We start from the raw sequence: 23,585 nt of genomic DNA, 5'->3' as shown, positions 1-23,585 counted from the left end.
CCGCCTTTACCGGCTCATTCGATCATCCCGCGCATCATCCGGTCGATCTTCGCCATCGCGTCGCGCTTGATCTGGCAGACGCGAGCGGCGCTGACGTCGAGCGTCAGGCCGATCTCCTGCAGGTTGAGCTCCTCGAAGAAATAGAGCTGAAGCACCATCTGCTCGCGCTCGGCAAGGCGGCCGACGCACTGGCGCAGCGCGTCCAGCATATCCTCCTGCTCGCACGCCTCGCCCGCGCCGATCCGGTCGTCGGCGAACAGGAAGCTGCCGTCCTCCATCAGATCCTCGATCGAGATCGAGCGGCCATGGGTCGCATTTTTTTCGAGCGCGAAATAGGCCTCGGCCGAAAGCTCGAGCGCTTCGGCCATTTCGGCTGCGGTCGGCGCGCGCAGCAATTGCTGTTCGAGCATCCGGCGCGCCTGGTGCAATTGCCGCGCCGCGACCATCGCCGATCGCCCGACGTCGGCCTCGCGCCGCTGCTGGTCGATCATTGCGCCGCGGATCCGCGTGGTGGCGTAAGTGGCGAAGGCAAAGCCGCGTTCTTCATAGCTACGGCTCGCCTCGATCAGCGCGATCAGCCCGGCCTGGATCAGATCCTCAAGATCGCTCGTCCGCGACACGCGCGAATGGACCTGCCAGGCGATCTTGCGGACCAGCGGCGCATATTCCTCGACCAGCGCCTCGGCGCTTTCGCCATAGCCGTGGGGACGCGGCGCGCGGGCGCCTGCCGCCGCGAACTGCTCGGCGGGCTCAATTCTCATGGGGTTCGTCCTTCATCTGGGCGTCCTGGGCGCTGGTGAGGCGGGGGATTTCGGCGCCGATCGTCGCGACGATCTCGGTCGCCTTGTTCGCCGGGATTTCGAGGTAGGAAATGACCGCGACATCGGGGAAGGTCGCGCGCACGAGCCGCGACAGCGCCGACCGGCACAGCGGCGAGGCGACAAGCGCGAAGCTGCGCGTCGACAGGAGGAGCGGCTCGACCGCGTCGCCGATCTGCTCGACGATCTTCATCGCCATCCCGTGCTCGAACGGCCATTCGGCGCCCGGATTGGCGCGCACCGCCTGATTGAGCAGCACCTCGATCTCGGGACTGAAAGTGACGACGGGCAGCGGCATCCGGCTCGGCACGATCGTCTGGACGATCAACGCGCCGATGCGCTGGCGCACCGCCTCGACCAGATCGGCGTCGCCGAGTTGCTGGCTGCCTAGCGAAACCATCGCCTCGGCGATCTTGCGGACGTCGCGCAGGGGCACGCGCTCGATCAGCATCGCCTTGCACAGCGCGGCGACGCGCGGCAGCGGATAGCCTTGGACAAGCGACTGGGCGAGCTGCGGATAATGCGTTTTCAGCGTGTCGATCAGCGCCTGCGCGTCGTCGATGCCGAACAATTCGGTGGCCGATGCGACGATGCTGTTGTTGAGGTGGGTCGCGACGACGGTCGCCGGATCGACCACGGTATAGCCCGCCGCGATCGCGTCGTTCTGGGCGCTCTTCGCGATCCACAGCGCGTCGAGTCCGAAGGTCGGGTCCTTGCACGCCCGGCCGGTGACCTTCGTGACGATGTCGCCCGAATCGAGCGCGAGCATCTCGTTGGGGAAAACCTCGTCCTCGCCGACGATCACCCCGGCGATCGAGATGCGATAGACGTTTCCGGGCAGCGACAGATCGTCGGCGACCTTCACCGCGGGGACGACGAAGCCCAGTTCCTTCGACAATTGGCGGCGGATGCCGGTGATGCGCGTCATCAGCGGCGCGCCCTTGCGCTCGTCGACCAGCGCGACAAGCGCATAGCCGATTTCGAGCTGGCACGGGCTGGCGTCGCTGACGTCGGCCCATTCGATCAGATGCGGGTCGGGCGCGGGCGCCGCGGGCGGCGGCGCGGCCTCGGCAGCGGCGGCGGTCTTGCGCAGCTGCCAGCCGATCCCACCGGCGATCGCGGCGGCGGGCAGGATCAGCATCTGCGGCATCGCCGGGACGATCCCGAGGATGAACAGCACCCCGGCGACCGCAAACCACACATGCGGCGAGGCGAACTGGCTGCCGATCTGGCCCGACAGATTGTGCGGCGACGCGACGCGGGTGACGATCGCGGCGGCGGCGATCGACAGCAACAGCGCCGGAATCTGCGCGACGAGCGCGTCGCCGATCGCCAGCGTGACATAGGTGCTGCCGGCGTCGGAGAAAGACAGGCCGTGGCTGAACATGCCAAGGATTAGCCCGCCGACGATGTTGACGAACAGGATCAGGAGGCCGGCGACCGCGTCGCCCTTCACGAATTTCGAGGCGCCGTCCATCGAACCATAGAAATCGGCCTCGGTCGCGACTTCGACGCGGCGGGCCTTGGCTTCTTCGGGGGTGAGCAGCCCGGCGTTGAGGTCGGCGTCGATCGCCATCTGCTTGCCGGGCAGGGCGTCGAGGGTGAAGCGCGCCGACACTTCGGACACGCGCCCCGCGCCCTTGGTGATGACGACCAGATTGATGATCATCAGCACGAAGAAGACGAACAGGCCGACGACATAGTCGCCGCCGATCAGCACCTGGCCAAACGCCTCGATGACATGCCCCGCCGCCGCCGTGCCTTCGTGCCCGTGGACGAGCACGACGCGGGTCGAGGCGACGTTGAGCGAGAGGCGGAACAGGGTCGCGAGCAGCAACACCGTCGGAAAGGCCGAAAAATCCAGCGGCTTCGACGCCTGCAACGCGACCATCAGCACCAGCAGGCTGATCATGATGTTGGCGACGAAACTGATGTCGAGGATGATCGGCGAGACCGGGATCACCATCAGCGCGACGAGGATCAGCATCGCCGCGGGCAGCGCGGCGCCGCCGACGACCCGCATCAGGCCACGCGCATTGAGGCCCGCGATCATGCCGTGCCGCCCGACAGGGAGGCGAGGCGGCGATAGGCGCTTGCGGCGAAGTCCATCGACAATTTCCTTGGCATGGGCTGGATATCCATCATCGGCAGCGGCGGACGTCCGCCGCCGTTCGCGCCGCTGACGCTGGCCATCTGCATGCGCCAGCCGGGGGCGGTCGGCGCGGCGCCGGGCATCGCGCCCGGCGCGCCGCCGCCTTCGTCGAGCTTGGCGCGAAAGCGTTCGCGAATGTCGCCGAGGCTGCGCATGCTGCCGTCGGCGGCGTAAAAGACCGATCGGTTGGCGGCCGCCGCGTCGGGCATCATCGGCGCTCCGGCCTGTTCGGGATTGTCGGCCCAGGCGGTCAGAAAGCGCGCCGCCCCGGCCGAGCCGAGGAAGTGGGCGAGATAAAGGTCGACCGGCTCGGCGGCGCGGCCGATGCGGCTTTCGATATAATCCTGATTGTCGGAGGTCAGCGCCGCCGCCATGTTAGACGATGCGACCGGATCGTCGCGCAGGCCAAGGATCTGATCGCGCAGCGCGGGATCGGCGACCGAAAAGCGCCCCGATCCATTCTGGCTGATCGCATCGGCGGCCCAGGCGAGGCCGTGCCCCGCGCCGTGACGCCGCAGCGTCGCGAGCCAGGTCTGCTGGGTGAACTGATATAGCCCGCGCGCCGACGAGGTCGGCGCCTTGGCGGTCGGATCGAAGCGGCTTTCGACGCGCGCGACATCAACCAGATAGTCGAAATCGACACCGGTGCGCGCCGATGCGTTTTGGACCGCATCGAGCACGGGGACGGCCGAAGCCTGGGGGGATGTCGCAAAGGGGTTGATCGAGTTCATGCTTTGGTTCCGCCTGTTCAGCAGATCAAAAGCAATCATCGTGCCACTTTCCGGAATATTACCGGAACATATGGTTTATCAATAGTTTAGAGCAAGGCCTCGTGGGGCGGTTCCGCGGATTGCATGGGTCATGTCAATCCTCTGACGCGTCCAGTCCTTGAGGATATTGACGCGGATCGCGGCGGCTTCGAGCTGGGCGAGGGTCGCGGTGATCAGCGCCCGCGCCTGGCCTTCGCGGCCCGCCGGGATGGCGGTGCCGCGAAACAGGATCACCGCGGTCGCCAGTTCCTCGGTCGCCGCGATGATCGCGCCGGCGTCCTGCCCGTCGAGCGCGCCGATGAGCAGATTGAGCTTGGCCTGGATATCGTCCATCCGCGCCTGCATCAGTCGGCACTTCGGCCGAGATGGTCGATCATCGCCCCGGCGATCCTCGCCGGATCGACGGCATAGCGGCCTTCGGCGATCGCGCCGCGCAGCGCGGCGACGCGGGCGGTGTCGACCGGAGCCGGTTGGGCGGCGAGTTCGCCGGCAAGGCGGATCAGGCCGGCGGCAGGCATCGCGCCGGACGGCGCGGCGCGCGGCGCAGCGGCGCCTGACGTAGCGGCGGAGGCCAGGCTCACCGCGAGCTTGCGCACGGGGGCGATGCGGCCGACGCCGCCGACGATCCCGATCTTGCTGTCACCCGACATGATGGCCTCCTTGGCTGTCCGCGCATCGGCGGAAGCGGTTCAAGGGGTTTAACGGACGGCGCGGCGAGACATTAAGGGCTGGTTACCGGAAAAATGAAAAAGAAACCCGGCGGCGTCGGAAAATCGACGCCCGCCGGACCAGTGGGGCTTATCGTGCGAAAGCCGGAACCGGCCTTCCTTGTTTTGCTATCCCGGCCTGCGCCAGGATGACGATTTGAATCTGTCTCAGTCCATCAGCCGCGCGCGGCCGGGGCCGGTGACGATGGCGCTGATCATCGCCTTGGGACCATTGCCGCGCAGCGCGATCGTTTCGCCGACGCGCCCATCCTCGGCGGCGGTCGCCGAATAGCTGACCGAGAAAGTCGCGGTCTCGATCGAAACGCGGACGGTATCGCCGCGGCGGATCACCGGCGCCGATGCCGACGCGCTAAAGCCGGCGGCGACCGGGGCGGCGCCCGCCGGGCCGCTCATCGCGACGCGCAGGCGCCAGCCGAGCGAATCGCAGCGGACCGCGAGCGTCCGGGCATCGACCGTCGTCACCGACGCCTGTTCGGGACAGCGCGCCAGCTTGATGCGGCGGTCGATCGGGGTCGCGGTGCGGCCGATCGCTTTCGCCACTGCCTGAGTCAGCATGTCGATCGTCTGCCAGTCCTCGCTCGCCTGCTGCGCGCCCGCGGAAGGGGCGGCGGCAAGAGCGACGGCAAAGGCAGCGGCGAGAGAAGGGGCAATCTTGCGGGTCATGACGGACTCCATGGCTGGTCCAGGGATTTGCCCGATCAATCTGCACGATGCGTGCCAGTCGCGCTTTGCCGCGGCTTGTCGCGGGGTCGGACGGATCGCCGTCAATCTTTTGACGAGACGGCGGCGCTTCGCCGGGGCCGCTGCGGGACGTTGCTCATATAGACCTGAATATCAACGGAAAATTGATTTTGGCACGGCCATTGCATCATGCCTTGGTGTTTTTCCGCGCGTCCGTGCCGGCTGATCGGCCCGGGCCCCGTGAAAAAGGAAGTTGATGATGGCATCCGAGAAACTCTTTGGCCTGCACGCGACGGCGCTTCAGCTGCGCAGCCAGCGCATGATGATGCTCGCGTCGAACATCGCCAACGCCGCGACCCCCGGTTACAAGGCACGCGACCTCGACTTTTCGAAGGCGCTCGACCTTGCAAGCCAGGGCGCCTCGACGGGCAATGCGATCGAGGGCGCGATGGCCTATCGCGTCCCGGTGCAGCCTTCACTCGACGGCAACACCGTCGAAATGGCGACCGAGCAGACCGCCTTCGCCGAAAACGCGCTCGCCTATCGGTCGAGCCTTTCCTTCCTCCAGGGGCGCATCGGCACGCTGACGCGCGCGCTCAAGGGAGAATGACGATGGCCAGCAATTTTTCGGTCTTCGATATCAGCGGCCGCGCCATGTCGGCGCAGCTCGTGCGGCTCAACACCACCGCGTCGAACCTCGCCAACGCGGGAACCGTCGCGGGTAGCGAGAAGGAAGCCTTCCGCTCGCTCAAACCCGTCTTTCGTACCGTGATGGACGACCATGGCCGCGCGACGGTCCAGGTCGATCAGGTCACGACGAGCAGGATGGCGCCCTCGAAACGCCACGACCCGTCGAACCCGCTCGCCGACAAGGACGGCAATGTGTGGGAAGCCGCGGTCGATAGCGCCGCCGAGCTGGTCGAGATGGTCGAGACCGCGCGCCAGTATCAGAATAATGTTCAGGTTCTTGAGACCGCAAAGGGCCTGATCAACGAAACGCTGCGGTTGGGACAATGAACATGGCCGTCGATTCCATCTCTTCGCAATATCAGAGCTATGCGCCGACCCAGATCAAGGGGCAGCAGCTCGACCAGAAGGATTTTCTGCGCCTGATGACGGCGCAGCTGTCGTCGCAGGATCCGTTCAACCCGGTCGATAACCAGCAGATGGTTGCGCAGATGGCGCAATTCTCGAGCCTCGCCGGGGTCAGCGAGACCAACTCGACGCTTCAGAAGATTTCCGACCAGCTCACCGCGCAGACCGCGCTGCTCAAGGATATCAAGGCCGCGACGCCGGCCGCCACCCCGATCACCACCCAGGAAGGATAAGTCCATGTCGTTCTATACTTCGCTTTCGGGCCTCAAGGGCGCCCAGACCGACATGTCGGTCATCTCGAACAATATCGCCAACGCCAATTCGATCGGCTTCAAGCGCAGCAAGGCGAGCTTCGGCGACATTTTCGCCTCGTCGCCGACGCAGTCGTCGAAGACCGTCGCGGGCCAGGGCCAGCGGCTGATCGGCATCGCACAGCAGTTCACGCAAGGATCGTATGAGACGAGCGAAAAGACGCTCGATCTCGCGGTCGTCGGCGAGGGGCTGTTCGTCGTCAAGGGCGAGCCGCCGCGCAACCAGGTCACCTATACCCGCAATGGCGCCTTTTCGCCGCTGCCCGACGGCACGGTGGTCGATTCGACCGGCCAGAAGCTCCAACTGCTTCCCGTCGACGCCAACGGCAATGTCACCGACCGCACGCTCGGCGGCATGTCGGACTTCGTGCTTCCCGACGGCGCGCCGACGGACCCGACCTCGGCGCTGATCAATGTGTCGGTCGATCTCGACGGCCTCGTCACCGCGACTTACGCCAATGGCGAAGACCAGGTGCTCGGCAAGGTCGCGATGGCGACCTTCCCCGCGATGGAGGGGCTGCGTCCGATCGGCGACGCGCATTGGCAGTCGACCGGCGAAAGCGGCGACCCGACGATCGACGCCGCGACCAACGGCCCGATGGGGACGATCCGTTCGGGCACGCTCGAACGCTCGAACGTCGACATCACCGAGGAGCTGGTGATGCTGATCGGCGCCCAGCGCAATTTCCAGGCCAATGCCAAGGCGATCGAGGGCGCGTCGACGCTGACCCAGACGATCATCAACATGCGCACCTAAGACGCGCGATTAGCCGCCTGCCGGGAGTTTCCAGATGGACCGCCTCATCTACACCAGCCTCACCGCGATGCGGGGCAGCATGGCCCGGCAGACGGCGATCGCGAACAATCTCGCCAACGCGCAGACGCCCGGCTTTCGCGCCGACATGGCGGAGGCGCAGTCGCTCTGGCTTCAGGGCAGCGGCTACGACAGCCGCGCGCTGGCGTCGGAGGAAGTGCTCGGCGCCGACATGAAGGCGGGCACCGTCATCGAAACCGGCCGCGACCTCGACGTCGCGGTGCAGGGCGATGCGCTGCTCGTCGTCCAGGCGAAGGACGGCGGCGAGGCCTATACACGGCGCGGCGACCTGCAATTGTCGCCGAGCGGGCTTTTGACCACCGGCGATGGCAGTCCCGTCCAGGGCGGCCAGGGTCCGGTCACCATACCCCCCGCCGATTCGATCAGCATCGACGCCGAAGGGCGGGTGTGGGTCGTGCCGGCCGGCGGCGATCCGCAGACCCCGCAGGAGGTCGACCGGCTGCGCCTCGCGACCCCGGTGGGGTCGGAGATCGTCAAGGGCATCGACGGCCTGTTCCGCGTGAAGGGCGGCGGGATTCTTCCCGACGACCCCGAGGCGCGCCTCGCCACCCGCTCGATCGAAGGATCGAACGTCGCCGCCACAAGCGCGCTCGTCGAGATGATCGAGGCGAGCCGCAGCTGGGACACGCAATTGAAGATGATCACCGATGCGCGCGACATGGACAGCGCGACGGCCAATCTGATGCAGCTGCCCCGTTAGAGCGTGATGTGATGATATTGACCCACCGTGATTGCCCCCGGAAGTTCGCCGGCAAGAAGCGTCTCGCAGGCCGGGTCGGTGGCCCGGTCCAGAGGCGCGCCGCCGTCCGGCGGGCTTCCGGGGGCGACCCCTACGGGGCGGGCCGATTTTGGCCGATTGCCACGTTGCTCGTCGGGCACGATGTCCCGCATCGCGCCGCTCCTCGCGCCTCGCACTCGGCCAAAATCGGCTCCGTCACGGCGGGTCAATATCATCACATCACGCTCACAGGAGATTTGAAATGAGCTTCGGTGCCCTTCACGTCGCGCGGACTGGTCTGGATGCCCAGAGCTTCCGGATGCAGGTGATCGCGAACAACCTTGCCAACGTCAACACGACGGGCTTCAAGCGCGACCGTGCGAGCTTCGAGACGCTGAGCTATCAGATGATGACCCCGCCGGGGGCACCGTCGACCGCGGAAAACCGCTATGCGACCGGGCTCAACCTCGGCACCGGCGTCGCGCTGGCGGGCACCGCGCGGATCGACACCCAGGGCACCTTCGCGACGACCGGCAACGGCCTCGATGTCGCGATCGACGGTGCCGGCTATTTCCAGATCCAGATGCCCGACGGGCGCATCGGCTATACTCGCGCCGGCAATTTCGGCCGCTCGCCCGAAGGCGTGCTGGTCACCTCGGACGGCAAGCCGGTCCAGCCGCAGATCCAGATCGCCGAGGATGCGACCAACATCTCGATCGGCGCCGATGGCACGGTGGCCGCCACCGGCCCCGACGGCACGCTCACCGACCTCGGCCGCATCGAACTCGCGCGCTTCGCCAACCCGGCGGGCCTGCAGGCGATCGGCAACAACCTGCTCGTCGAAACCCCCGCCTCGGGCGCGCCGCAAGTCGGCGGCGCCGGCGAGGAAGGCCGGGGCAGCCTGCGCGGCGGGATGCTCGAGGGATCGAACGTCAATGTCGTCGAGGAACTCGTCGACATGATCGAGACGCAGCGCGCCTATGAGGTCAACAGCAAGATGATCCAGGCCACCGACGAGATGATGAAAAATGCGTCGCAGACTCTCTGAGCTGGCGCTGATCGCCCTTGGTCTCGCGCTCGCGCCGACTCCGGCCGTCGCGAAGGACAAGGTCGCGCCCGACGCCTTTTCGGTGACGATGCCGGCCCCGCCGCCACCGCCGCCGACCAATGGCGCCATCTTCCAGGGCAGCTATGTGCCGCTGACCTCGGGCGGACGCGCGGGCGCGGTCGGCGACATCATCACGATCCAGCTCGTCGAGCGCACCGCCGCGACCAAAAGCAATGCCGCGGCGACCCAGCGCGACGGCGATATCGGCCTGACGCCGCCGGTGACCGGCCCGCTGTCGCTGTTCAACCCCAGCGACGTCGCGATGGGCGGCGGCCAGGCCTTCAAGGGCAAGGGCGATGCGTCGCAGTCGAACGCGCTGTCGGGCGAGGTCAGCGTGACGATCGCCGAAGTCTATCCGAACGGCACGATGCTGGTGAAGGGCGAGAAATTGCTGACGCTCAATCGCGGCGACGAACGCGTCCAGATTTCGGGATTGGTCCGCGCGATCGATATCGGTCCCGACAACCGAATCCTGTCGACCCGCGTCGCCAACGCCAACATCCGTTACGTCGGCAAGGGCGAGATCGCGCGCGCCAGCAAGCAAGGCTGGCTGCAACGCTTCTTCTCGATCATCAGCCCGTTTTAAAAAGAGGACAGACAAGTGACCCAACGTCCGACCCTCATCACCCTGATCGCCCTGTTCCTGGCGAGCCTCGTCGTCGCCGCACCGGCGCATGCCGAACGGATCAAGGACATGGGCCAGTTCCAGGGCCTGCGCGCGAACCAGCTCACCGGCTATGGTATCGTCGTCGGCCTCGCGGGGACGGGCGACGACAGCCTCGATTATTCGACGCTGGGGATGAAGGGCGCGGTGTCGCGCTTTGGGCTCACGCTCCCGGCGGGGGTCAATCCGGCGCTCAAAAATGCCGCGGCGGTGATGATCACCGCCGAACTGCCGCCCTTTGCCAAGCCCGGCCAGCGCCTTGACGTCACTGTCTCGGCGATCGGCAAAGCGAAAAGCCTGCGCGGCGGCACGCTGGTGCTCGCGCCGCTCTATGGCGCCGACGGACAGATTTACGCGATGGTGCAGGGCAACCTCGTCATCGGCGGTCTGGGCGTCGACGCCGCCGACGGGTCGAAGTTGACGGTCAATGTCCCGTCGAGCGGCCGGATTGCCGGCGGCGCGACGGTCGAACGCGCGGTCGATACCGGCTTTGCCACCAGCGACCAGCTGACCTTCAACCTCCACCAGTTCGATGCGACCAACGCCAAGCGCGTCGCCGACGCGATCAACCAGGCGCTTCCCGGCTCGGCGACGATGATCGACGGCGCCAGCATCGCGATTCGCGCGGGCGGCGGCGGCGACGAACGGATGCGGCTGATGTCGCGGATCGAAAATCTCGCCGTCGTCCGCTCCGAACCGCCGGCGCGGGTCATCGTCAACGCGCGCACCGGCACGGTCGTCATCAACGGCGCGGTCCGCGTCGGCACCGCGGCCGTGTCGCAGGGCAAGCTGACCGTCTCGATCAAGGAATCGCCGATGGTGGTGCAGCCCGCGCCGTTCAGCCGCGGCGAAACCGCGGTCGAACAGTCGAGCGACATCGGCGTCGACCAGGAATATCGCCCGATGATGATGGTGAAACCCACCGCGTCGCTTTCCGAACTCGTCGATGCGATCAATCGCATGGGCGTTCCCCCCGGCGACCTTGTCGCCATCCTCGAAGCGCTGAGCCAGGCCGGCGCGCTGACAGCGGAATTGGTGATCATATGACGACGCCCATCTCCCTTTCTTCGATCCCTCCTGTCCGGGCTTCCACCCCGACGCCCGCAGCCGCCGGCGGCGGCGACGGCGGCCTGCGCAAGGCGGCCGAGGCTTTCGAGGCGGTGATCCTGCGCCAGTTGATGGCCTCGATGCGGCAGGCAAAGCTGGGCGACGATATTTTCGGGTCGAGCGCGACCGACAACTTCCGCGAGATGGCCGACGCCAAGACCGCGGATTCGATGGCCGCGCTCCGCCAGTTCGGCATCGCCGACATGGTCGAGGCGCAGCTGCGCGGCCGCGCCGCGAGCGGAGGGGGAGGGGTTCAGTGAGCGACCTTCTCAGCATCGGCTATACAGGGCTGCGCGCCTATTCGAAGGCGCTGTCGACCGTCGGCGACAATATCGCCAACGCCCAGACGCCGGGCTATGCGCGGCGCCGGCTCGACCTTGCCGAAGTGCCCGCGGGCAGCAACATGGTGCTCTATCGCGGCAGCGTGACGCCGGGCGGGGTCGATGTCAGGGGCGTCGTGCGTTCGGTCGATCAGTGGCTGATCAACGACGCGCGCCTTTCGTCGGGCGATTCGGACCGCGCGGCGGCGAAGCTCGACTGGATGAACCGCGTCGAAGGCGCGCTCAGCGACGATAGCAACGGCCTCAAGACCGCGCTGACCAGGCTCTACACGACCGCCGACCAATTGACCGCCGACCCGTCGAACCCGACGCTGCGCGCGCAGTTCCTGCAAGCCGCGAGCGATATCGCCGCGGGCTTCCAGACCGCCGCGAACCGCCTGTCGAGCCTGTCCGACGGCGTATCGTCCGCGGGCACGGCCGAGGTGTCACAGTTCAACACCAATTTGGACGCGCTCGAACAGATCAACGTCGGGCTGCGCAAGGCGCGCGACGGGTCGACCAACCAGGCGGCGCTGATGGACGAGCGCGACCGCCTGCTCGATCAATTGTCGTCGCAGGCGGGGGTCAGCGCGACTCTCGATGCGCATGGCGCGGCGACGTTGCGCGCGACCGGCAGCGGTGACCTGCTCGTCGGCGGCGGCGTCGTGACGCCGATCGCGATGACCACGGCCGCCGACGGCCGCATCGCCTATACCATCGGCGGCGCGCCTTTTCCCAATGCAACGGGTTCGCTCGCCGGCTTTGCCGAAGCGGCGAACCATATCGCCGACCAGCGCGCCGGGCTCGACACGATGGCGACGCAGTTCGCGGGCCAGCTCAACGCGGCGCATCAGGCGGGCGTCGATGCCGATGGCAATGCCGGCCAGCCGCTCTTCACCGGCACCAGCGCCGCGACGTTGACCGCGACGCCGCTGACGGCGAGTCAGGTCGCCGCCGCCGACGGGGCGAGCACGAACGGCAATATGCTGACGCTCGGCGCGATGCGCGGCGCGAACGATCCCGAGGCGACATGGTCGGGCCATCTGGCGACGCAGGCGCAGGCGACCGCCTCGGCGCGCGCGCAGGATGCCGCCGCGACGACGCGCGCCGATGCCGCCGCCGCCGCGCGCGGTTCGGTGAGCGAGGTGAATCTCGACAATGAAGCCGCCGAATTGCTGCGTTTTCAGCAGGCCTATTCGGCGGCGGCGCGCACGATTCAGGTCGCGCGCGAAACGATGCAGACGCTGCTGAGCTCGCTGTAGGAAGGCCGGAGAGATGATTAACGCCGTAGGCAATCGCATGACGCGCGAGATCGGGCGCCAGTCCAGGCTCGCCGACGCGCTCGAGCGCACGCAGATCCAGATTTCGACCGGGCTTCGCATGCAGCGCATGTCCGACGATCCCGTCGCCGCGCGCCGCATCCTGACGATCGGCACGACGCAGGCGAGCATGGCGAGCTGGCAGACGAATATCAAATCGGCGCAGGCGCAGGTCGCGCAGGCCGACGGCCTGCTCAAATCGACGAGCGACCTGCTCGCGCGCGCCAATGAATTGACGCTGTCGGCGGCGAACGGGACGATGAGCCCGACCGACCGCGCGACGATCGCGGCCGAACTGAGTGCGATCGCCGACGAGATTGACGGTCTCGCGGCGACGCGCGACGCGAATGGCGAACCGCTGTTCGCCGCTGGCGCCGCCCGCGTCACCCGCTTCGATTCGGACGTCAGCTTTGCGCCGGTGCCGTCGGCGGCGACCGCCTTCGTCGTCGGGGGCAATTCGCTATCGACCGGCCTGCGCGACGCGGCGACCGCGATCGCGGCGGGCGACAAGCCCGGCATCGACGCCGCGCTGACCGGCGTCACCGCCGCGATCGCGCATGTCGCCGACCAGAATGCGGCGCTCGGCCTTTCGGCCGGCCGGCTCGAACGGATCGGCGAGGGATTGTCGGCGCGCGGCATCGAGGTCGCCGACGAGCGCCAGTCGATCGAGGAGACCGATCTCGAGACCGCGATCGCGCAGCTCAACGCCCAGGATCTGACGCTCGGGGCGGCGCAAGCGGCCTTTGCCAAGATCAACCGGCAGACTTTGTTCGATCTTTTGACCTGAGGCGCTCAACTTTGGCGGCGTGCTGCCGTTAAGCATGATGACGTCCTTCACGTTTCCGGGGCCCCGATATCGGATTGGCGCCCGAATGGAGTTGCCTGCGCATGTTTCCCGTAATCGGCATCGTCGTTCTGATCCTGCTGGTGTTCGGGGGATTTGCGTTTACCGGCGGCAATCTCACCCCCGTTCTCCACGCCCTGCCGCATGAAATGCTGATCATCGGCGGCGCCGCGATCGGCTCGCTGATCATCGGCAATTCGGGCGCCGACCTAAAGGCGCTCGCGGGCGGCCTGGGCAAGGTGTTCAAGGGGCCGGCCTACAAGAAACAGGATTATCTCGACTGCATCCTGCTCGTCTCGACGCTGATGAAGATGATGCGGACCGAGGGACCGGTCGCGGTTGAACCGCATATCGAGGAGCCGAAAAGCTCGCCGATATTTCAGCAATATCCCACGCTCCTGAAGGACGACACGCTCGTCCACCTGATCTGCGATACGCTGCGGCTCGTCGTCGTCTCGTCGGGAACGCTCGATCCCCACGCCGTCGAGGACGTCATGGACAATGCCCTGAAAAACCACCGCCACCACGCCCTGAAGCCCGCCGAGGGGTTGCAGAGCCTGGCCGACGCGCTTCCCGCGCTCGGCATCGTCGCTGCGGTGCTCGGCGTCGTCAAGACGATGGGCTCGATCGACAAGCCGCCCGAGATTCTGGGGGCGATGATCGGCTCGGCGCTCGTTGGGACCTTCCTTGGCGTGCTGCTCGCCTATGGCCTCGTCGGGCCGTTCGCGACGCGCGCAAAGACGGTGATCGAAAGCGACACCGCCATCTATCACACGGTGAAGCAACTGATCATCGCCTCGCTTCACGGCCATCCGCAGCCGCTGGTGATCGAGGCGGCACGTTCGGGGGTCGACCATGGCAACCAGCCGAGCTTCGCCGAGGTCTTTGACGGGATGCGAGGCCGCTGATGGCTGCGCGTCCCAACCTGGTGCGGCCGATCATCGTCAAGAAGGTGATCGAGCAAGCGCATGGCGGCCACCACGGTGGGGCGTGGAAGGTCGCCTATGCCGACTTCGTGACCGCGATGATGGCCTTCTTCCTTCTGATGTGGCTGCTCGGCGCGACGACCGAAAAGCAGCGCAAGGCGCTCGCCGACTATTTCGCGCCGACGATTGTCCGCACCAAGCAGGAGAGCGCCGGCGGCGCCAGCCTGTTTGGCGGTGATTCGATCGTCGCCGCCGACAATTATCCGCACCGCGCGGGGCAGACCGGGACGCGGTCGCTCACCATTCCCAAGGACGCCGTCGGGGGACCGAAAGAAGCCGCCGGCCGCGAGCGCGAGAAGGAAAAATTCGCGCAGGTCGCGAAATCGATGATGGAGCGCGTTCAGAAGAGGGGCGACCTCAAGCGGCTCGCGCGCAACCTGCGCTTCACCGTCACGACCGAGGGAATGCGGATCGACGTCGTCGACGATGCCGACTATTCGATGTTCGTCCTCGGCACCAGCCAACTGACGCCGGCGGGGGCGAAGCTGTTCAGCGAGATTGCGAAGCCGATCGCCGAAACGCCGAACCGGCTGATGATCCGCGGACATACCGACGCCGCGCCCTGGTCGGCGAAGACCGGGATGAACAATTGGCGCCTGTCGGTCGATCGCGCCGAGGTGGTTCGGAACTTTCTCCAGTATCGGGGCGTTAACGGGGATCGCTATGCGCGGATTGAAGGGGTCGCCGACCGCGAGCCCTACAACCCCGCCGATCGATTCGACCCGCGCAACCGGCGCATCTCGATCACCCTCGGGTGGCGGATCGAGACTGGGAATTAGTGCCAATTTGGCAACGTCCAAAAACGTTAACAGCGTGTTTCTGCTATCATTGCTGCCAATTTGGCAATAACTCTTCGTTTTCAAAGGGTTGTGGCTGATTGGATAATCTTTCGTTTACCATTTTCATCAATCTCTATCGGCATCGGAAGCGCCGAATGGGGGGCGCGGTGGAGACGAAAATGACTGTGGGGCAGAATAAGGGGGCAGCGCCATCGGCGCTCGAGGCGCTGATCATCGGGCACAGCCCGGCGATCCAGCGGCTGCGCGAAATGATTCGACGGGTCGCCCGCTCGAATGCGTCGGTGCTGCTCTGCGGCCCGTCGGGCTCGGGCAAGGAACTGGTCGCCCGCGCCGTCCACGACGAAGGCGTGCGGTCGGACAAGGCCTTTACCGCGATCAACTGCGGCGCCATCCCCAGCGATCTCATCGAATCCGAACTCTTCGGCCATGAAAAGGGCAGCTTCACCGGCGCCCACGCCCGCCGCATCGGCCATTTCGAGGCGAGCAACGGCGGCACTTTGTTTCTCGACGAAATCGGCGACATGCGGTTCGATATGCAGGTCAAGCTGCTCCGCGTGCTCGAGGAACGGACGATCGTTCGCGTCGGCAGCAGCGATGTCCGCTCGGTCGACATCCGCCTGATCTCCGCGACGCACCAGGATCTGGGAGACGCGATCGCCGACGGCAAATTCCGCGAAGACCTGTTCTTCCGCCTCGGCGTCGTCGTCATCCAGGTGCCGAGCCTCGCCGCCCGCGTCGAGGACATTCCGGCACTGATCCGCCATTTCCAGCGCAAGATGCCCGCCGACGCCAAATGTCGCTATGACGAAGGCGCGATCGCCGTCCTGATGCAGCATGCCTGGCCCGGCAACGTCCGCGAACTTCGCAACTTCGTCGAGCGCGCGAGCGTGCTCCATAGCGGCGAAACGCTCGGCGCGGAGGATGTCGCGATCCTGCTGAACCCCACTGCGGTGCTGGCGCCGCGTCCGGCTTTCACGAGCGGCCCGGCCGCGGTGCCCGCCGACGATGACGATCATCTGGCGGCCGCGCATGTCGCGAAAATGCCCGCGCCCGGCCGCCCGATCGACCTCAAGCGCGAGATCGAGACGATCGAGCTCGAACAGATCCACAATGCGCCTGATCTCGCCGACGGGATCATCTCCGAAGCTGCGCGCCTGTTGACGCTCAAGCGGACGACGCTGATCGAAAAGATGCGCAAATATGGAGTTCAGCAGCAGGCCGCCTGACGACTACCCCACCAGTTTTCGGCGCCGCTGAATTCGGCACCGGCTTCCCGTTTCCCGGCCGTCCGTTCCCACATCGGCGGCCTCGAACAGGGGGCCGGTGCCGAACCCTTTTGGAGGAAAGCGGTTTAGCGCAGCTGGCGCCAGGCCGAGCTGATCGTCACAATGCCGTTCAGCAACTCGTCGAGCGATTCGGCGCTGTTCGCCAGGACCGCGTCGTCGAGCTTGCGGCGCATGCTGCGATAGACGCGCGACAGCGCGGTGGCGACATCGCCGCCGGCCTCGTGGTCGAGGTTCGTGTCGAGCCCGATCAATATGGTGCGCGCGCGGCGGGCGGGTTCGGTCGCCGAGATGCGCTGCCCCTGCCGCACCATCGAGGCGAGCACCCCGACCGCCGTCTCAAGCTCGTCATAGAGCATGGTGACGAGTTCGACGGGGTCGGCGGCAAGCGCACGGCTTTCGTGCTGCAGGCGGCGATAGAGGCCCGTCGCGCGGACGGTCGAGGGAGTAGCGGCCATGGAGGTCATCAGTCGTTGTTCTGGTTCGTCCACATCTTGATCTGTTGCTCAAGATAGGCCTGGGTTGCCTTGAATGCGTTCAGCTTGACGTCGAGCGCGCTATATTGTTTTTCGAGCCGCGCCTTGTAGGCGGCCTCGCGTTCCTCGACCTTTTCGAGCTGGTCGGCGAGCGAACTGCTCTTGTCGGCCAGCGATTTCGATACGCGGCCGATCGTGCCATCGCTCGCGACCGCCTTGTCGCGGATCGCGTCGAGGATGCCGGCGATGCCTGGATCGGTGGTTGCGGTGTGTGTTGCGTCGCGGCGCGGGCTGAACAGCGCTTCGACCGCGCCCGCGTCGGCGGCGAGCGCCTTTTCGAGCTTGACCGAATCGACCGCGAGCGTCCCATCCTTGGTCGACGAGATGCCGATGTCCGACAATCGCGAGATGCCGCTGCCACTGGTCAGCACCTTGTTCACCATATCGCTGAGCTCACGTTCGAGCGCGCGTAGCGAACTGGTCATGCCCGACAGGCTGGCGGCCGACGACAGGCTTTTCTTGAGCTGGTTATAGACCGAGACGAAATCGCCGACCGTTTGGCGGATCATGTCGAGCGGGCGGCTGGCCCCGATATCGACCGGCTGTCCGGGGGCGGCCTTCTTGAGTGTCAGCGCCATGCCGGGGATGACGTCGTCTATGTTGTTGGTGGGGCGACTGTAGCCGACACCGTCGATCGTGAAGGTCGCGTTCGTGGCCGACTGGCCGAGCGCCATGCCGCCGCCCGTACCATAGGAAAAGGCCGCGAGCGCCGGGTCGGCGCCGGCGTCGGCGGTCAGGGTGAAGGCGTTGGCTTGGCCCGTCGCGCCCTTCAGCACGATGCGGCTGCCGCCGGTGTCGGAGACGATCGACGCGGTGACGCCGGCGCCGCTCGCGTTGATCGCGGTCGCCAGCCCTTCGAGGCTGTTGGTCGTCGCGTCGATGGTGATCGTCTTGTTCGTGCCGCCGACGGTCAGCGTCATCGTGCCAAGACCGATCGCGGCGCTCTTGTCGGCGACGATGCCCGAATAGGCGGTCTGTGCGCGCGCCAGGCTGTCGACGACGATCGAGGCGGAAAAACTGTCGGCGCTAAGCCCCGCGCGCGCCGTCGCCGCGAGCACGCTGTCGTCGGAAACGGTCGGCGTGCTGCGCAGCGATCCGTCGGAGATCATCTGCTCGAGCGAATCGGCAAAGCCTTCGAGGTCCGACCGCGCCTGCGCAACGGCACTGACCCGCGCCTGGTTCTGCTGCGTCAGCGCCGCGATCCGCGACACTTTGGGATCGCGCGAAGCGCTCGCAAGGTCGCTCACCAGCTTGGGAATGTCGATCCCCGATCCGGCGCCGAGGGCATTGGCAATTGAGGTGACCATGGCAGATATCCTTCGAACCTCTTAACGGCGGCCCCGGCGGGAGATTAAGGCCAAGTCATCGCCTCCTTTTGCAGAGGCGCGGCGGGGATCAGCCGTGCCGCCGCCCCTCGGCATCGAAGCGATGCGTGTCCGGCACGTCGACCATCGGCTGCCCCTGCCCCTCGGCCACCGCACGCTCGAGTTGGAAGACGAAGGCGAGCACTGTCGCGACCGCGATGAACAGTTCCTCGGGGATCGTCCGCCCGGCGCGTGCGGTGAAATAGATGGCGCGGGCGAGCTGCGGATATTCGAGGATCGGCACATTTGCGGTGCGCGCAAGCTCGCGGATCGACAGCGCGACGTCGCCGCGCCCGCGCGCGACGACGACGGGCGCCGCGTCCTGGCCGGGACGATAGCGAAGCGCGACCGAAAAATGGGTCGGGTTGGTGAGGATGACGGTCGCGTCGGACACCGCCTTGCGCGCCGAGCCGCTGAGGATGTCGTGCGCGCGCTGGCGCTGCGCCTGCTTGAGTTCGGGGGCGCCGTCCGATTCGCGCATCTCGTCCTTCACCTCCTGCTTGCTCATCATCAGGCGACGGGTGCGCTGATACCATTGCGCGGGGACGTCGATCAGCGCGATGAGGAGAAGGCCGCCCGCCATCGCGAGCATCGAATGGCCGACGGCGCGACCGGCGAGGCCGATCGCGGCGTTGAGATCGGCCTGCGCCATCGACATGATGGCGGGCAGACTGTTCGCGATGAGCCCATAGCCGATGGCGCCGAGCAGCAGCACCTTGGCGAGCGACTTGACCAGTTCGATGAGGCCCTGCGGCCCGAAGATGCGCTTGAGGCCGGTCAGCGGATTGATCCGGTTGCCCTTGAAGCCCAGCGCCTTGCCGCGCCAGCCGAGCGAGCCGAGCATCGCGGGAGCTGCGATGCTCGCGCCGATCGCGAGCGCAAACAGGCTGGCGAGCGGCAACAGGATTTCGACGCCGTTGCGCATCACCGCCTCGCCAGGCGCGAAATGGGCGATATCGTCGGCGTCGAGGGTCAGCCCGCGTTTCACCAACTCGCTCGCCGACTGGACGAGCCAGCCGCCGGCGGCGAACAGCCAGCCCGCGCCGGCGAGCATCATCAGCGCGGTCGTCAGCTCCTTCGACAGCAGCACGTCGCCCTCGCGGGCCGAGTCCATAAGCTTCTTGTGGGTTGGAAGCTCGGTCTTCTGGTCCTTTTCGGTCGTCCCCGCCATCGCTCAGCGTCCCGCGGCGATCGTCTGCGCCATGTCGAGCGCGGCGGCCAGGAAGCGGGCGATCGTCTCTGCCATCGCCGGGGTTGCCATGCCGAGCAGGACGACGCCCGCCAGCAGCGTTGCGGGCAGGCCGACCGCGAACAGATTCATCGCCGGGGCCGAACGGCCGATGACGCCCATGATCATCTGGACGAGGACCAGCACGAAACCGACCGGCAGCGCGATCGTCAGCCCTGCCGCGAACATCAGGCTCGCGAAGCGGAGCAGACCGCCGATCGCAGCGAAGGAAGGAAAGGCATGACCCGGCGGCAGCGCCTGATAGCTGTCGACGATGATCTGGATCAGCAGCAGATGGCCGTTGGCGGCGAGGAAGAGCGCGGTCGCAAGCATCGACAGGAACTGGCCGACGACGGTGCTCGACGCGCCGCTCAGCGGATCGACCATCGACGCGAAACCCAGGCCCATCGTGTTGCTGATCGCCTCGCCCGCGAGCAAGGCGGCGGCGAGCCCCATCTGGAGGACGAAGCCGATCGCGAGACCGATCACCGCCTCGCCGATGATGAAGAAGAGGCCGGGGACCGAGACGATGCCGTCGGCAGGCAGCGCCATCCCCGACGCCGCGACCGCGGGCACGCCGACCGCAAGCGCGATGACGAGGCGAAGCTGTACCGGCACGTTCGCGGCGCCGAACACCGGCGCGGCGAGAAAGGCGGCGCCGGGACGGATCATCCCCAGCATCCAGAGCTGGAGGATCGCCTCGATATTCGGGACGTCGGCGGGGTTCATCGCGCCGCTAGCGGACCAGATTCGGGATTTGCGCGAAAATGTCCTTCGTGAAATCGGTGAGCAGCACCAGGATGCTGCTGCCGAAGATCGCCAGGCAGACGGCGGTGACGATCAGCTTGGGCACGAAGCTCAGTGTCTGTTCGTTGATCGAGGTCGCCGCCTGCACCATGCCGAGAAGGACGCCGACCACGAGTATGGGGATCAGGATCGGTGCCGAGGCGAGCGCGAGCACCCACAAGGACTGCTGGGCGATTCCGACGAAATAATCGGCTTCCATGACGCTATGTCCCGAAGGAGGAGGCGAGCGAGCCCATCGTCAGCGCCCAACCGTCGACGAGGACGAAGAGCAGCAGCTTGAAGGGCATCGATATCACCGTCGGCGACAACATCATCATGCCGAGCGACATCAGCGCCGATGCGACGATCAGGTCGATGACGAGGAAGGGCAGGAAGATCAGGAAGCCGATCTGGAAAGCGGTCTTGAGCTCGCTGGTGACGAAGGCGGGAAGCACGATCGCGAAAGGCACGTCCTTCGGGCTCGCATAGGCCGGGGCTTTCGCGATCCGGGCGAACATCATCAGGTCGGTCTTGCGCGTCTGCGTCATCATGAAGCCGTGCAGCGCGTCGCCCGAGCGGCTGATCGCGGTGCCGATGTCGATCTGTTCCTGACCATAGGGTTCGATCGCGACGCGGTTCACCTCGCTGATCACCGGCTGCATCACGAACAGCGACAGAAAGAGGCTGAGGCCCACGAGAACCTGGTTCGGCGGCGTCTGCTGCAAGCCCAGCGCGTGGCGCAGGATCGACAGCACGATGATGATGCGCGTGAAGCTGGTCATCATCAGGAGCAGCGACGGCAGCACCGTCAGCAAGCTCATCAGGATGAGGATTTGCAGCGACAGCGTCAGCGGACGGCCGTCGCCGCCGATTTCCGCGACCGCGCGCGTCAGCCCGCTTCCCTCCGCATCCTGCGCGAGCGCGGGCACCGCGACGGCGATCAGCGCAAAGCCGCCCACCAGGGCGGCGCGGCGGAACCAGCGCGAGCGCCCCGAAAGGCTCTTAGCCGACATGGAAGTCGCCCTGGCTGTTGTCGGCGAGGCGCGTCACCTGGCCACGCGAAACCGAGAGCAATATCTGCTGGCCCGCGAATTCGACGACCGCGAGCTTGGTGCCCGGGCCGAGCGGCAGCACGCCGACCATTTCGATCGCGCGCGCCTGTTTGGCGCCGCCGGTGAGCGGCACGCCCATCTGGACGCGCTTCCACAACCATATACTGCCCCACGCCATGCCGCCGACGAGCGGCAGCAGGATCAGCAGACGGAGGATATATTCGAGCATCAGCCCCTCCGCTCGAAGCCCGCGAACCCCTGGGCGGGCGCGACGACTTCGGCGATCTGGATGCCGTAGCGGCCTTCGACGCTGACGATCTCGCCCTTGGCGATCAGCGTGCCGTTGGCGTAGATGTCGAGCAGTTCGTTCGCGGCGCGGTCGAGTTCGACGACGCTGCCTTCGGACAGCGACAGCAGCTCGGCGAGCGTCATCGACGTCGATCCGACCTCGACCGACACGCGCAGCGAGACGCCGGCGAGCAGGTCGAAATTGGGCGCGCCGGCGATGCTCCTGTCGCGCCGGTCGGGCCGGGCGGGGGCTTCGCTCATGTCAGTCATCGTCGGATCCCTTTTCGATAGTCTCAATCAAGATGGCGGCGTTGCCATTCGATTCGCCGATCCCGCCCGACGCAAAACTGCGCCCGGCGACGGTTACCGGAACATTGCGTGGAATGGTTAACGGAATGATATCACCGACCTCCAAAGAGAGGAGTTTGACCAAAGAAATTTCCGGGCGGGCGAGAACCGAGCGGACCGGCAGGCGCACCGTCTTGAGCGCGCCGTTCAGCGTCGCGGTCCAGACGGGGTCGATCGCGGGCGCGTCGCGCAGTTCGGGAACGGGTTCGGCGCCCGCGATTCCGCGCAGCGCCGCCTGCGGATAGGCGCACAGGATCGTCCGCCCCTCGAACACGCCGCCGCGCAATGTGAAGCGCTGGACGAGCAGTTCGTCGTCGGCGCGCACCGCGGCGAGTTTGGCCGGGTCGCTGGTCACGCAGTCGAGTTCGGGCTCGATCCCCATCTTCCACGCGGCGGCGAGCTGCTGGCCCATGTCGCGGCCGAACCGCGCGGCAAAGCGCTCCTCGGCGTCGGTCAGATCCTCGCGCTCGGCGGCGAGCTGGCCCTTGCCGCCATAGAAGATGTCGACGAGCTGGAGCAGCAGCGGGCGCGCGGCCGCGAGCAGCACCGGCCCCTTGAGCGGCGGCGCGTGATAGCGCCAGAACAGGCCGGGCGTCACCGCCTGGCACCAGTCGGCGAAACGCATCTGCACCGCGGCCTCGCGCTCGATCTGCACCGTCGGCGCGCCGAGCGCGCGGATCAGGTCGCGCAAGCTGCGCGCGAACTGGTTGCCGACGCTGTCGAGCACCGGGAAGGCATAGCCGGTCTCGGCCTTGCGCAGCAGCAGCGACGCTTTCGCGTCGGCCGCCTGCTTGGCCGACGCATCGACGGGTTTCGGCTCGAGGCTCACTGGATCACCAGGCTGGTGAAATAGACATTGTCGACGCCGCCGAAGCCTTCCTTGTCGCGCAGCACGTCGTTGATCGCGGCGGTGAGCTGGCGTTGCAGAAGCTGCTTGCCCTGCGAGGTCGAGAGCAGCGCCGGATCCTGTTCGGCGAGCACCATCAGCACTGCCGAGCGGATCGGCACGAGCTGATGCTTGATGTTGGTGATCACCTTGCCGTCATAATAGGTCGACAGGCTGATCCCGACCTGCAGAAAGCCCGACCCGTCGGCGAGGTTGGTCGTGAAGGCGTCGGGAATCGGAAAATAGGTGATCTCATATTTGCGCGGATCGATCTTGAAATGATCGTTCGGCACCGACACCGTTCCGACCTTCAGTGCCGGTTCGCCGCTCTCGCCACCCTCGGCCGCCGGTTCGGCATCGCCGAAACTGCGCACGACGAGCTTGGGATAATGATCCTCGGGCTTCGCCTGGTGGCTGGAAAGACCGCCGCCCAGATAGATGCCGGCGCCCGCGCCGGCGCTGATCAGCGCGGTCCCGCCGATACCCACTATCAGCATCTTCTTCATCTTGCTCCCTTTCGCGGGGGCGGTTTCGGTCGTCTTGTCCTTGCTCATGGTC

31 protein-coding genes are annotated in these 23,585 nt (G+C 66.5%); 15 read left to right on the top strand and 16 right to left on the bottom strand.

Translation table 11 applies throughout. From position 1 onward, the window contains the following. Nucleotides 1-14: 14 nt before the first annotated feature. From CVO77_RS10215 to CVO77_RS10190, 6 genes are all read right to left on the bottom strand, one after another. Nucleotides 15-761: a sigma-70 family RNA polymerase sigma factor gene (locus CVO77_RS10215; RefSeq protein WP_105998954.1), complete on the bottom strand. Its 747-nt coding sequence runs from the start codon at nt 759-761 to the stop codon at nt 15-17. Further along, a complete protein-coding gene (gene flhA / locus CVO77_RS10210) occupies nt 751-2,871 on the bottom strand; it encodes a flagellar biosynthesis protein FlhA (protein WP_105998953.1) in 2,121 nt (706 codons plus the stop codon). Before flhA ends, CVO77_RS10215 begins: the two co-directional genes overlap by 11 nt. Then, nucleotides 2,868-3,701, bottom strand: a complete 834-nt coding sequence (locus CVO77_RS10205) for a transglycosylase SLT domain-containing protein (protein ID WP_106000771.1) — start codon at nt 3,699-3,701, stop codon at nt 2,868-2,870. Before CVO77_RS10205 ends, flhA begins: the two co-directional genes overlap by 4 nt. 78 nt (nt 3,702-3,779) lie before the next feature. Beyond that, nucleotides 3,780-4,085 (bottom strand): hypothetical protein, encoded by a 306-nt coding sequence (locus tag CVO77_RS10200; protein WP_105998952.1) that lies wholly within the window; start codon nt 4,083-4,085, stop codon nt 3,780-3,782. Beyond that, nucleotides 4,085-4,390 carry a flagellar biosynthesis anti-sigma factor FlgM gene (gene flgM / locus CVO77_RS10195; protein ID WP_105998951.1) on the bottom strand — a complete coding sequence of 102 codons (306 nt, stop codon included), beginning with the start codon at nt 4,388-4,390 and terminating at the stop codon, nt 4,085-4,087. The genes CVO77_RS10200 and flgM overlap by 1 nt, the downstream gene beginning before the upstream one ends. A 225-nt stretch (nt 4,391-4,615) precedes the next feature. Continuing rightward, a complete protein-coding gene (locus tag CVO77_RS10190; RefSeq protein WP_192878815.1) occupies nt 4,616-5,131 on the bottom strand; it encodes a flagella basal body P-ring formation protein FlgA in 516 nt (171 codons plus the stop codon). A 277-nt stretch (nt 5,132-5,408) separates the two neighbouring features. Here CVO77_RS10190 and flgB point away from each other — a divergent pair, with 277 nt between their 5' ends. The 15 genes from flgB to CVO77_RS10115 all read left to right on the top strand — a co-directional run bounded on the left by flgB (nt 5,409) and on the right by CVO77_RS10115 (nt 16,482). After that, the gene (flgB, locus tag CVO77_RS10185) at nt 5,409-5,759 is read left to right on the top strand and encodes a flagellar basal body rod protein FlgB (protein ID WP_420822510.1); all 351 of its coding nucleotides are present in this window, start codon (nt 5,409-5,411) and stop codon (nt 5,757-5,759) included. Further along, nucleotides 5,756-6,166, top strand: a complete 411-nt coding sequence (flgC, locus tag CVO77_RS10180; RefSeq protein WP_192878814.1) for a flagellar basal body rod protein FlgC — start codon at nt 5,756-5,758, stop codon at nt 6,164-6,166. Before flgB ends, flgC begins: the two co-directional genes overlap by 4 nt. Nucleotides 6,167-6,168: 2 nt before the next feature. Then, nucleotides 6,169-6,477, top strand: a complete 309-nt coding sequence (locus CVO77_RS10175) for a flagellar hook assembly protein FlgD (RefSeq protein WP_105998948.1) — start codon at nt 6,169-6,171, stop codon at nt 6,475-6,477. Nucleotides 6,478-6,481: 4 nt separating this feature from the next. Then, nucleotides 6,482-7,312, top strand: a complete 831-nt coding sequence (locus CVO77_RS10170) for a flagellar hook-basal body complex protein (RefSeq protein ID WP_105998947.1) — start codon at nt 6,482-6,484, stop codon at nt 7,310-7,312. Nucleotides 7,313-7,346: 34 nt separating this feature from the next. Next, entirely contained in the window at nt 7,347-8,090 is a 744-nt protein-coding gene (locus tag CVO77_RS10165) for a flagellar basal body rod protein FlgF (RefSeq protein WP_105998946.1), read from the top strand. An 11-nt stretch (nt 8,091-8,101) separates the two neighbouring features. Continuing rightward, entirely contained in the window at nt 8,102-8,374 is a 273-nt protein-coding gene (locus CVO77_RS21840) for a hypothetical protein (protein ID WP_105998945.1), read from the top strand. Continuing rightward, the gene (flgG, locus tag CVO77_RS10155; protein WP_105998944.1) at nt 8,371-9,156 is read left to right on the top strand and encodes a flagellar basal-body rod protein FlgG; all 786 of its coding nucleotides are present in this window, start codon (nt 8,371-8,373) and stop codon (nt 9,154-9,156) included. Before CVO77_RS21840 ends, flgG begins: the two co-directional genes overlap by 4 nt. Next, the gene (locus CVO77_RS10150; protein WP_105998943.1) at nt 9,137-9,802 is read left to right on the top strand and encodes a flagellar basal body L-ring protein FlgH; all 666 of its coding nucleotides are present in this window, start codon (nt 9,137-9,139) and stop codon (nt 9,800-9,802) included. The genes flgG and CVO77_RS10150 overlap by 20 nt, the downstream gene beginning before the upstream one ends. A 15-nt stretch (nt 9,803-9,817) precedes the next feature. Further along, complete coding sequence (locus CVO77_RS10145; RefSeq protein ID WP_105998942.1) at nt 9,818-10,927, top strand: flagellar basal body P-ring protein FlgI; 1,110 nt, start codon at nt 9,818-9,820, stop codon at nt 10,925-10,927. Continuing rightward, nucleotides 10,924-11,247: a rod-binding protein gene (locus CVO77_RS10140; protein ID WP_105998941.1), complete on the top strand. Its 324-nt coding sequence runs from the start codon at nt 10,924-10,926 to the stop codon at nt 11,245-11,247. Before CVO77_RS10145 ends, CVO77_RS10140 begins: the two co-directional genes overlap by 4 nt. Further along, nucleotides 11,244-12,569, top strand: a complete 1,326-nt coding sequence (flgK, locus tag CVO77_RS10135; protein WP_105998940.1) for a flagellar hook-associated protein FlgK — start codon at nt 11,244-11,246, stop codon at nt 12,567-12,569. The genes CVO77_RS10140 and flgK overlap by 4 nt, the downstream gene beginning before the upstream one ends. A gap of 13 nt (nt 12,570-12,582) precedes the next feature. Continuing rightward, on the top strand, nt 12,583-13,413 hold the full coding sequence (locus CVO77_RS10130) for a flagellin (RefSeq protein ID WP_105998939.1): 831 nt from the start codon (nt 12,583-12,585) through the stop codon (nt 13,411-13,413). Between the two features lie 101 nt (nt 13,414-13,514). Beyond that, nucleotides 13,515-14,378, top strand: coding sequence for a flagellar motor stator protein MotA (motA, locus tag CVO77_RS10125; protein WP_105998938.1), 864 nt, complete (start codon nt 13,515-13,517; stop codon nt 14,376-14,378). Next, nucleotides 14,378-15,235 (top strand): flagellar motor protein MotB, encoded by an 858-nt coding sequence (locus tag CVO77_RS10120; RefSeq protein ID WP_105998937.1) that lies wholly within the window; start codon nt 14,378-14,380, stop codon nt 15,233-15,235. Before motA ends, CVO77_RS10120 begins: the two co-directional genes overlap by 1 nt. Before the next feature lie 179 nt (nt 15,236-15,414). Beyond that, nucleotides 15,415-16,482 carry a sigma-54 interaction domain-containing protein gene (locus tag CVO77_RS10115; protein ID WP_106000769.1) on the top strand — a complete coding sequence of 356 codons (1,068 nt, stop codon included), beginning with the start codon at nt 15,415-15,417 and terminating at the stop codon, nt 16,480-16,482. A gap of 125 nt (nt 16,483-16,607) precedes the next feature. Here CVO77_RS10115 and CVO77_RS10110 read toward each other — a convergent pair whose 3' ends face one another. From CVO77_RS10110 to CVO77_RS10065, 10 genes are all read right to left on the bottom strand, one after another. Continuing rightward, complete coding sequence (locus CVO77_RS10110; protein WP_106000768.1) at nt 16,608-16,997, bottom strand: flagellar export chaperone FliS; 390 nt, start codon at nt 16,995-16,997, stop codon at nt 16,608-16,610. Between the two features lie 8 nt (nt 16,998-17,005). Continuing rightward, nucleotides 17,006-18,382, bottom strand: a complete 1,377-nt coding sequence (gene fliD / locus CVO77_RS10105; protein ID WP_105998936.1) for a flagellar filament capping protein FliD — start codon at nt 18,380-18,382, stop codon at nt 17,006-17,008. Nucleotides 18,383-18,470: 88 nt separating this feature from the next. Beyond that, a complete protein-coding gene (gene flhB / locus CVO77_RS10100; protein WP_105998935.1) occupies nt 18,471-19,610 on the bottom strand; it encodes a flagellar type III secretion system protein FlhB in 1,140 nt (379 codons plus the stop codon). Between the two features lie 3 nt (nt 19,611-19,613). Next, on the bottom strand, nt 19,614-20,396 hold the full coding sequence (gene fliR, locus CVO77_RS10095; RefSeq protein ID WP_105998934.1) for a flagellar biosynthetic protein FliR: 783 nt from the start codon (nt 20,394-20,396) through the stop codon (nt 19,614-19,616). A 7-nt stretch (nt 20,397-20,403) separates the two neighbouring features. Further along, the gene (locus CVO77_RS10090) at nt 20,404-20,673 is read right to left on the bottom strand and encodes a flagellar biosynthetic protein FliQ (RefSeq protein ID WP_105998933.1); all 270 of its coding nucleotides are present in this window, start codon (nt 20,671-20,673) and stop codon (nt 20,404-20,406) included. Nucleotides 20,674-20,677: 4 nt separating this feature from the next. Then, a complete protein-coding gene (gene fliP / locus CVO77_RS10085; RefSeq protein ID WP_105998932.1) occupies nt 20,678-21,466 on the bottom strand; it encodes a flagellar type III secretion system pore protein FliP in 789 nt (262 codons plus the stop codon). Next, entirely contained in the window at nt 21,456-21,734 is a 279-nt protein-coding gene (locus CVO77_RS10080) for a flagellar biosynthetic protein FliO (RefSeq protein WP_105998931.1), read from the bottom strand. Before CVO77_RS10080 ends, fliP begins: the two co-directional genes overlap by 11 nt. Next, the gene (gene fliN / locus CVO77_RS10075) at nt 21,734-22,063 is read right to left on the bottom strand and encodes a flagellar motor switch protein FliN (protein ID WP_105998930.1); all 330 of its coding nucleotides are present in this window, start codon (nt 22,061-22,063) and stop codon (nt 21,734-21,736) included. The genes CVO77_RS10080 and fliN overlap by 1 nt, the downstream gene beginning before the upstream one ends. Next, nucleotides 22,056-22,970, bottom strand: a complete 915-nt coding sequence (locus CVO77_RS10070) for a FliM/FliN family flagellar motor switch protein (RefSeq protein ID WP_105998929.1) — start codon at nt 22,968-22,970, stop codon at nt 22,056-22,058. Before CVO77_RS10070 ends, fliN begins: the two co-directional genes overlap by 8 nt. Then, complete coding sequence (locus tag CVO77_RS10065; RefSeq protein ID WP_105998928.1) at nt 22,967-23,581, bottom strand: flagellar basal body-associated FliL family protein; 615 nt, start codon at nt 23,579-23,581, stop codon at nt 22,967-22,969. Before CVO77_RS10065 ends, CVO77_RS10070 begins: the two co-directional genes overlap by 4 nt. Between the last annotated feature and the right edge of the window lie 4 nt (nt 23,582-23,585).

The organism is Sphingopyxis lindanitolerans (genome assembly GCF_002993885.1).
Classification (GTDB): domain Bacteria; phylum Pseudomonadota; class Alphaproteobacteria; order Sphingomonadales; family Sphingomonadaceae; genus Sphingopyxis; species Sphingopyxis lindanitolerans.
The sequence above is the reverse complement of the archived record's forward strand: the minus strand, read 5'-3'. Positions and strand labels throughout refer to the sequence as shown.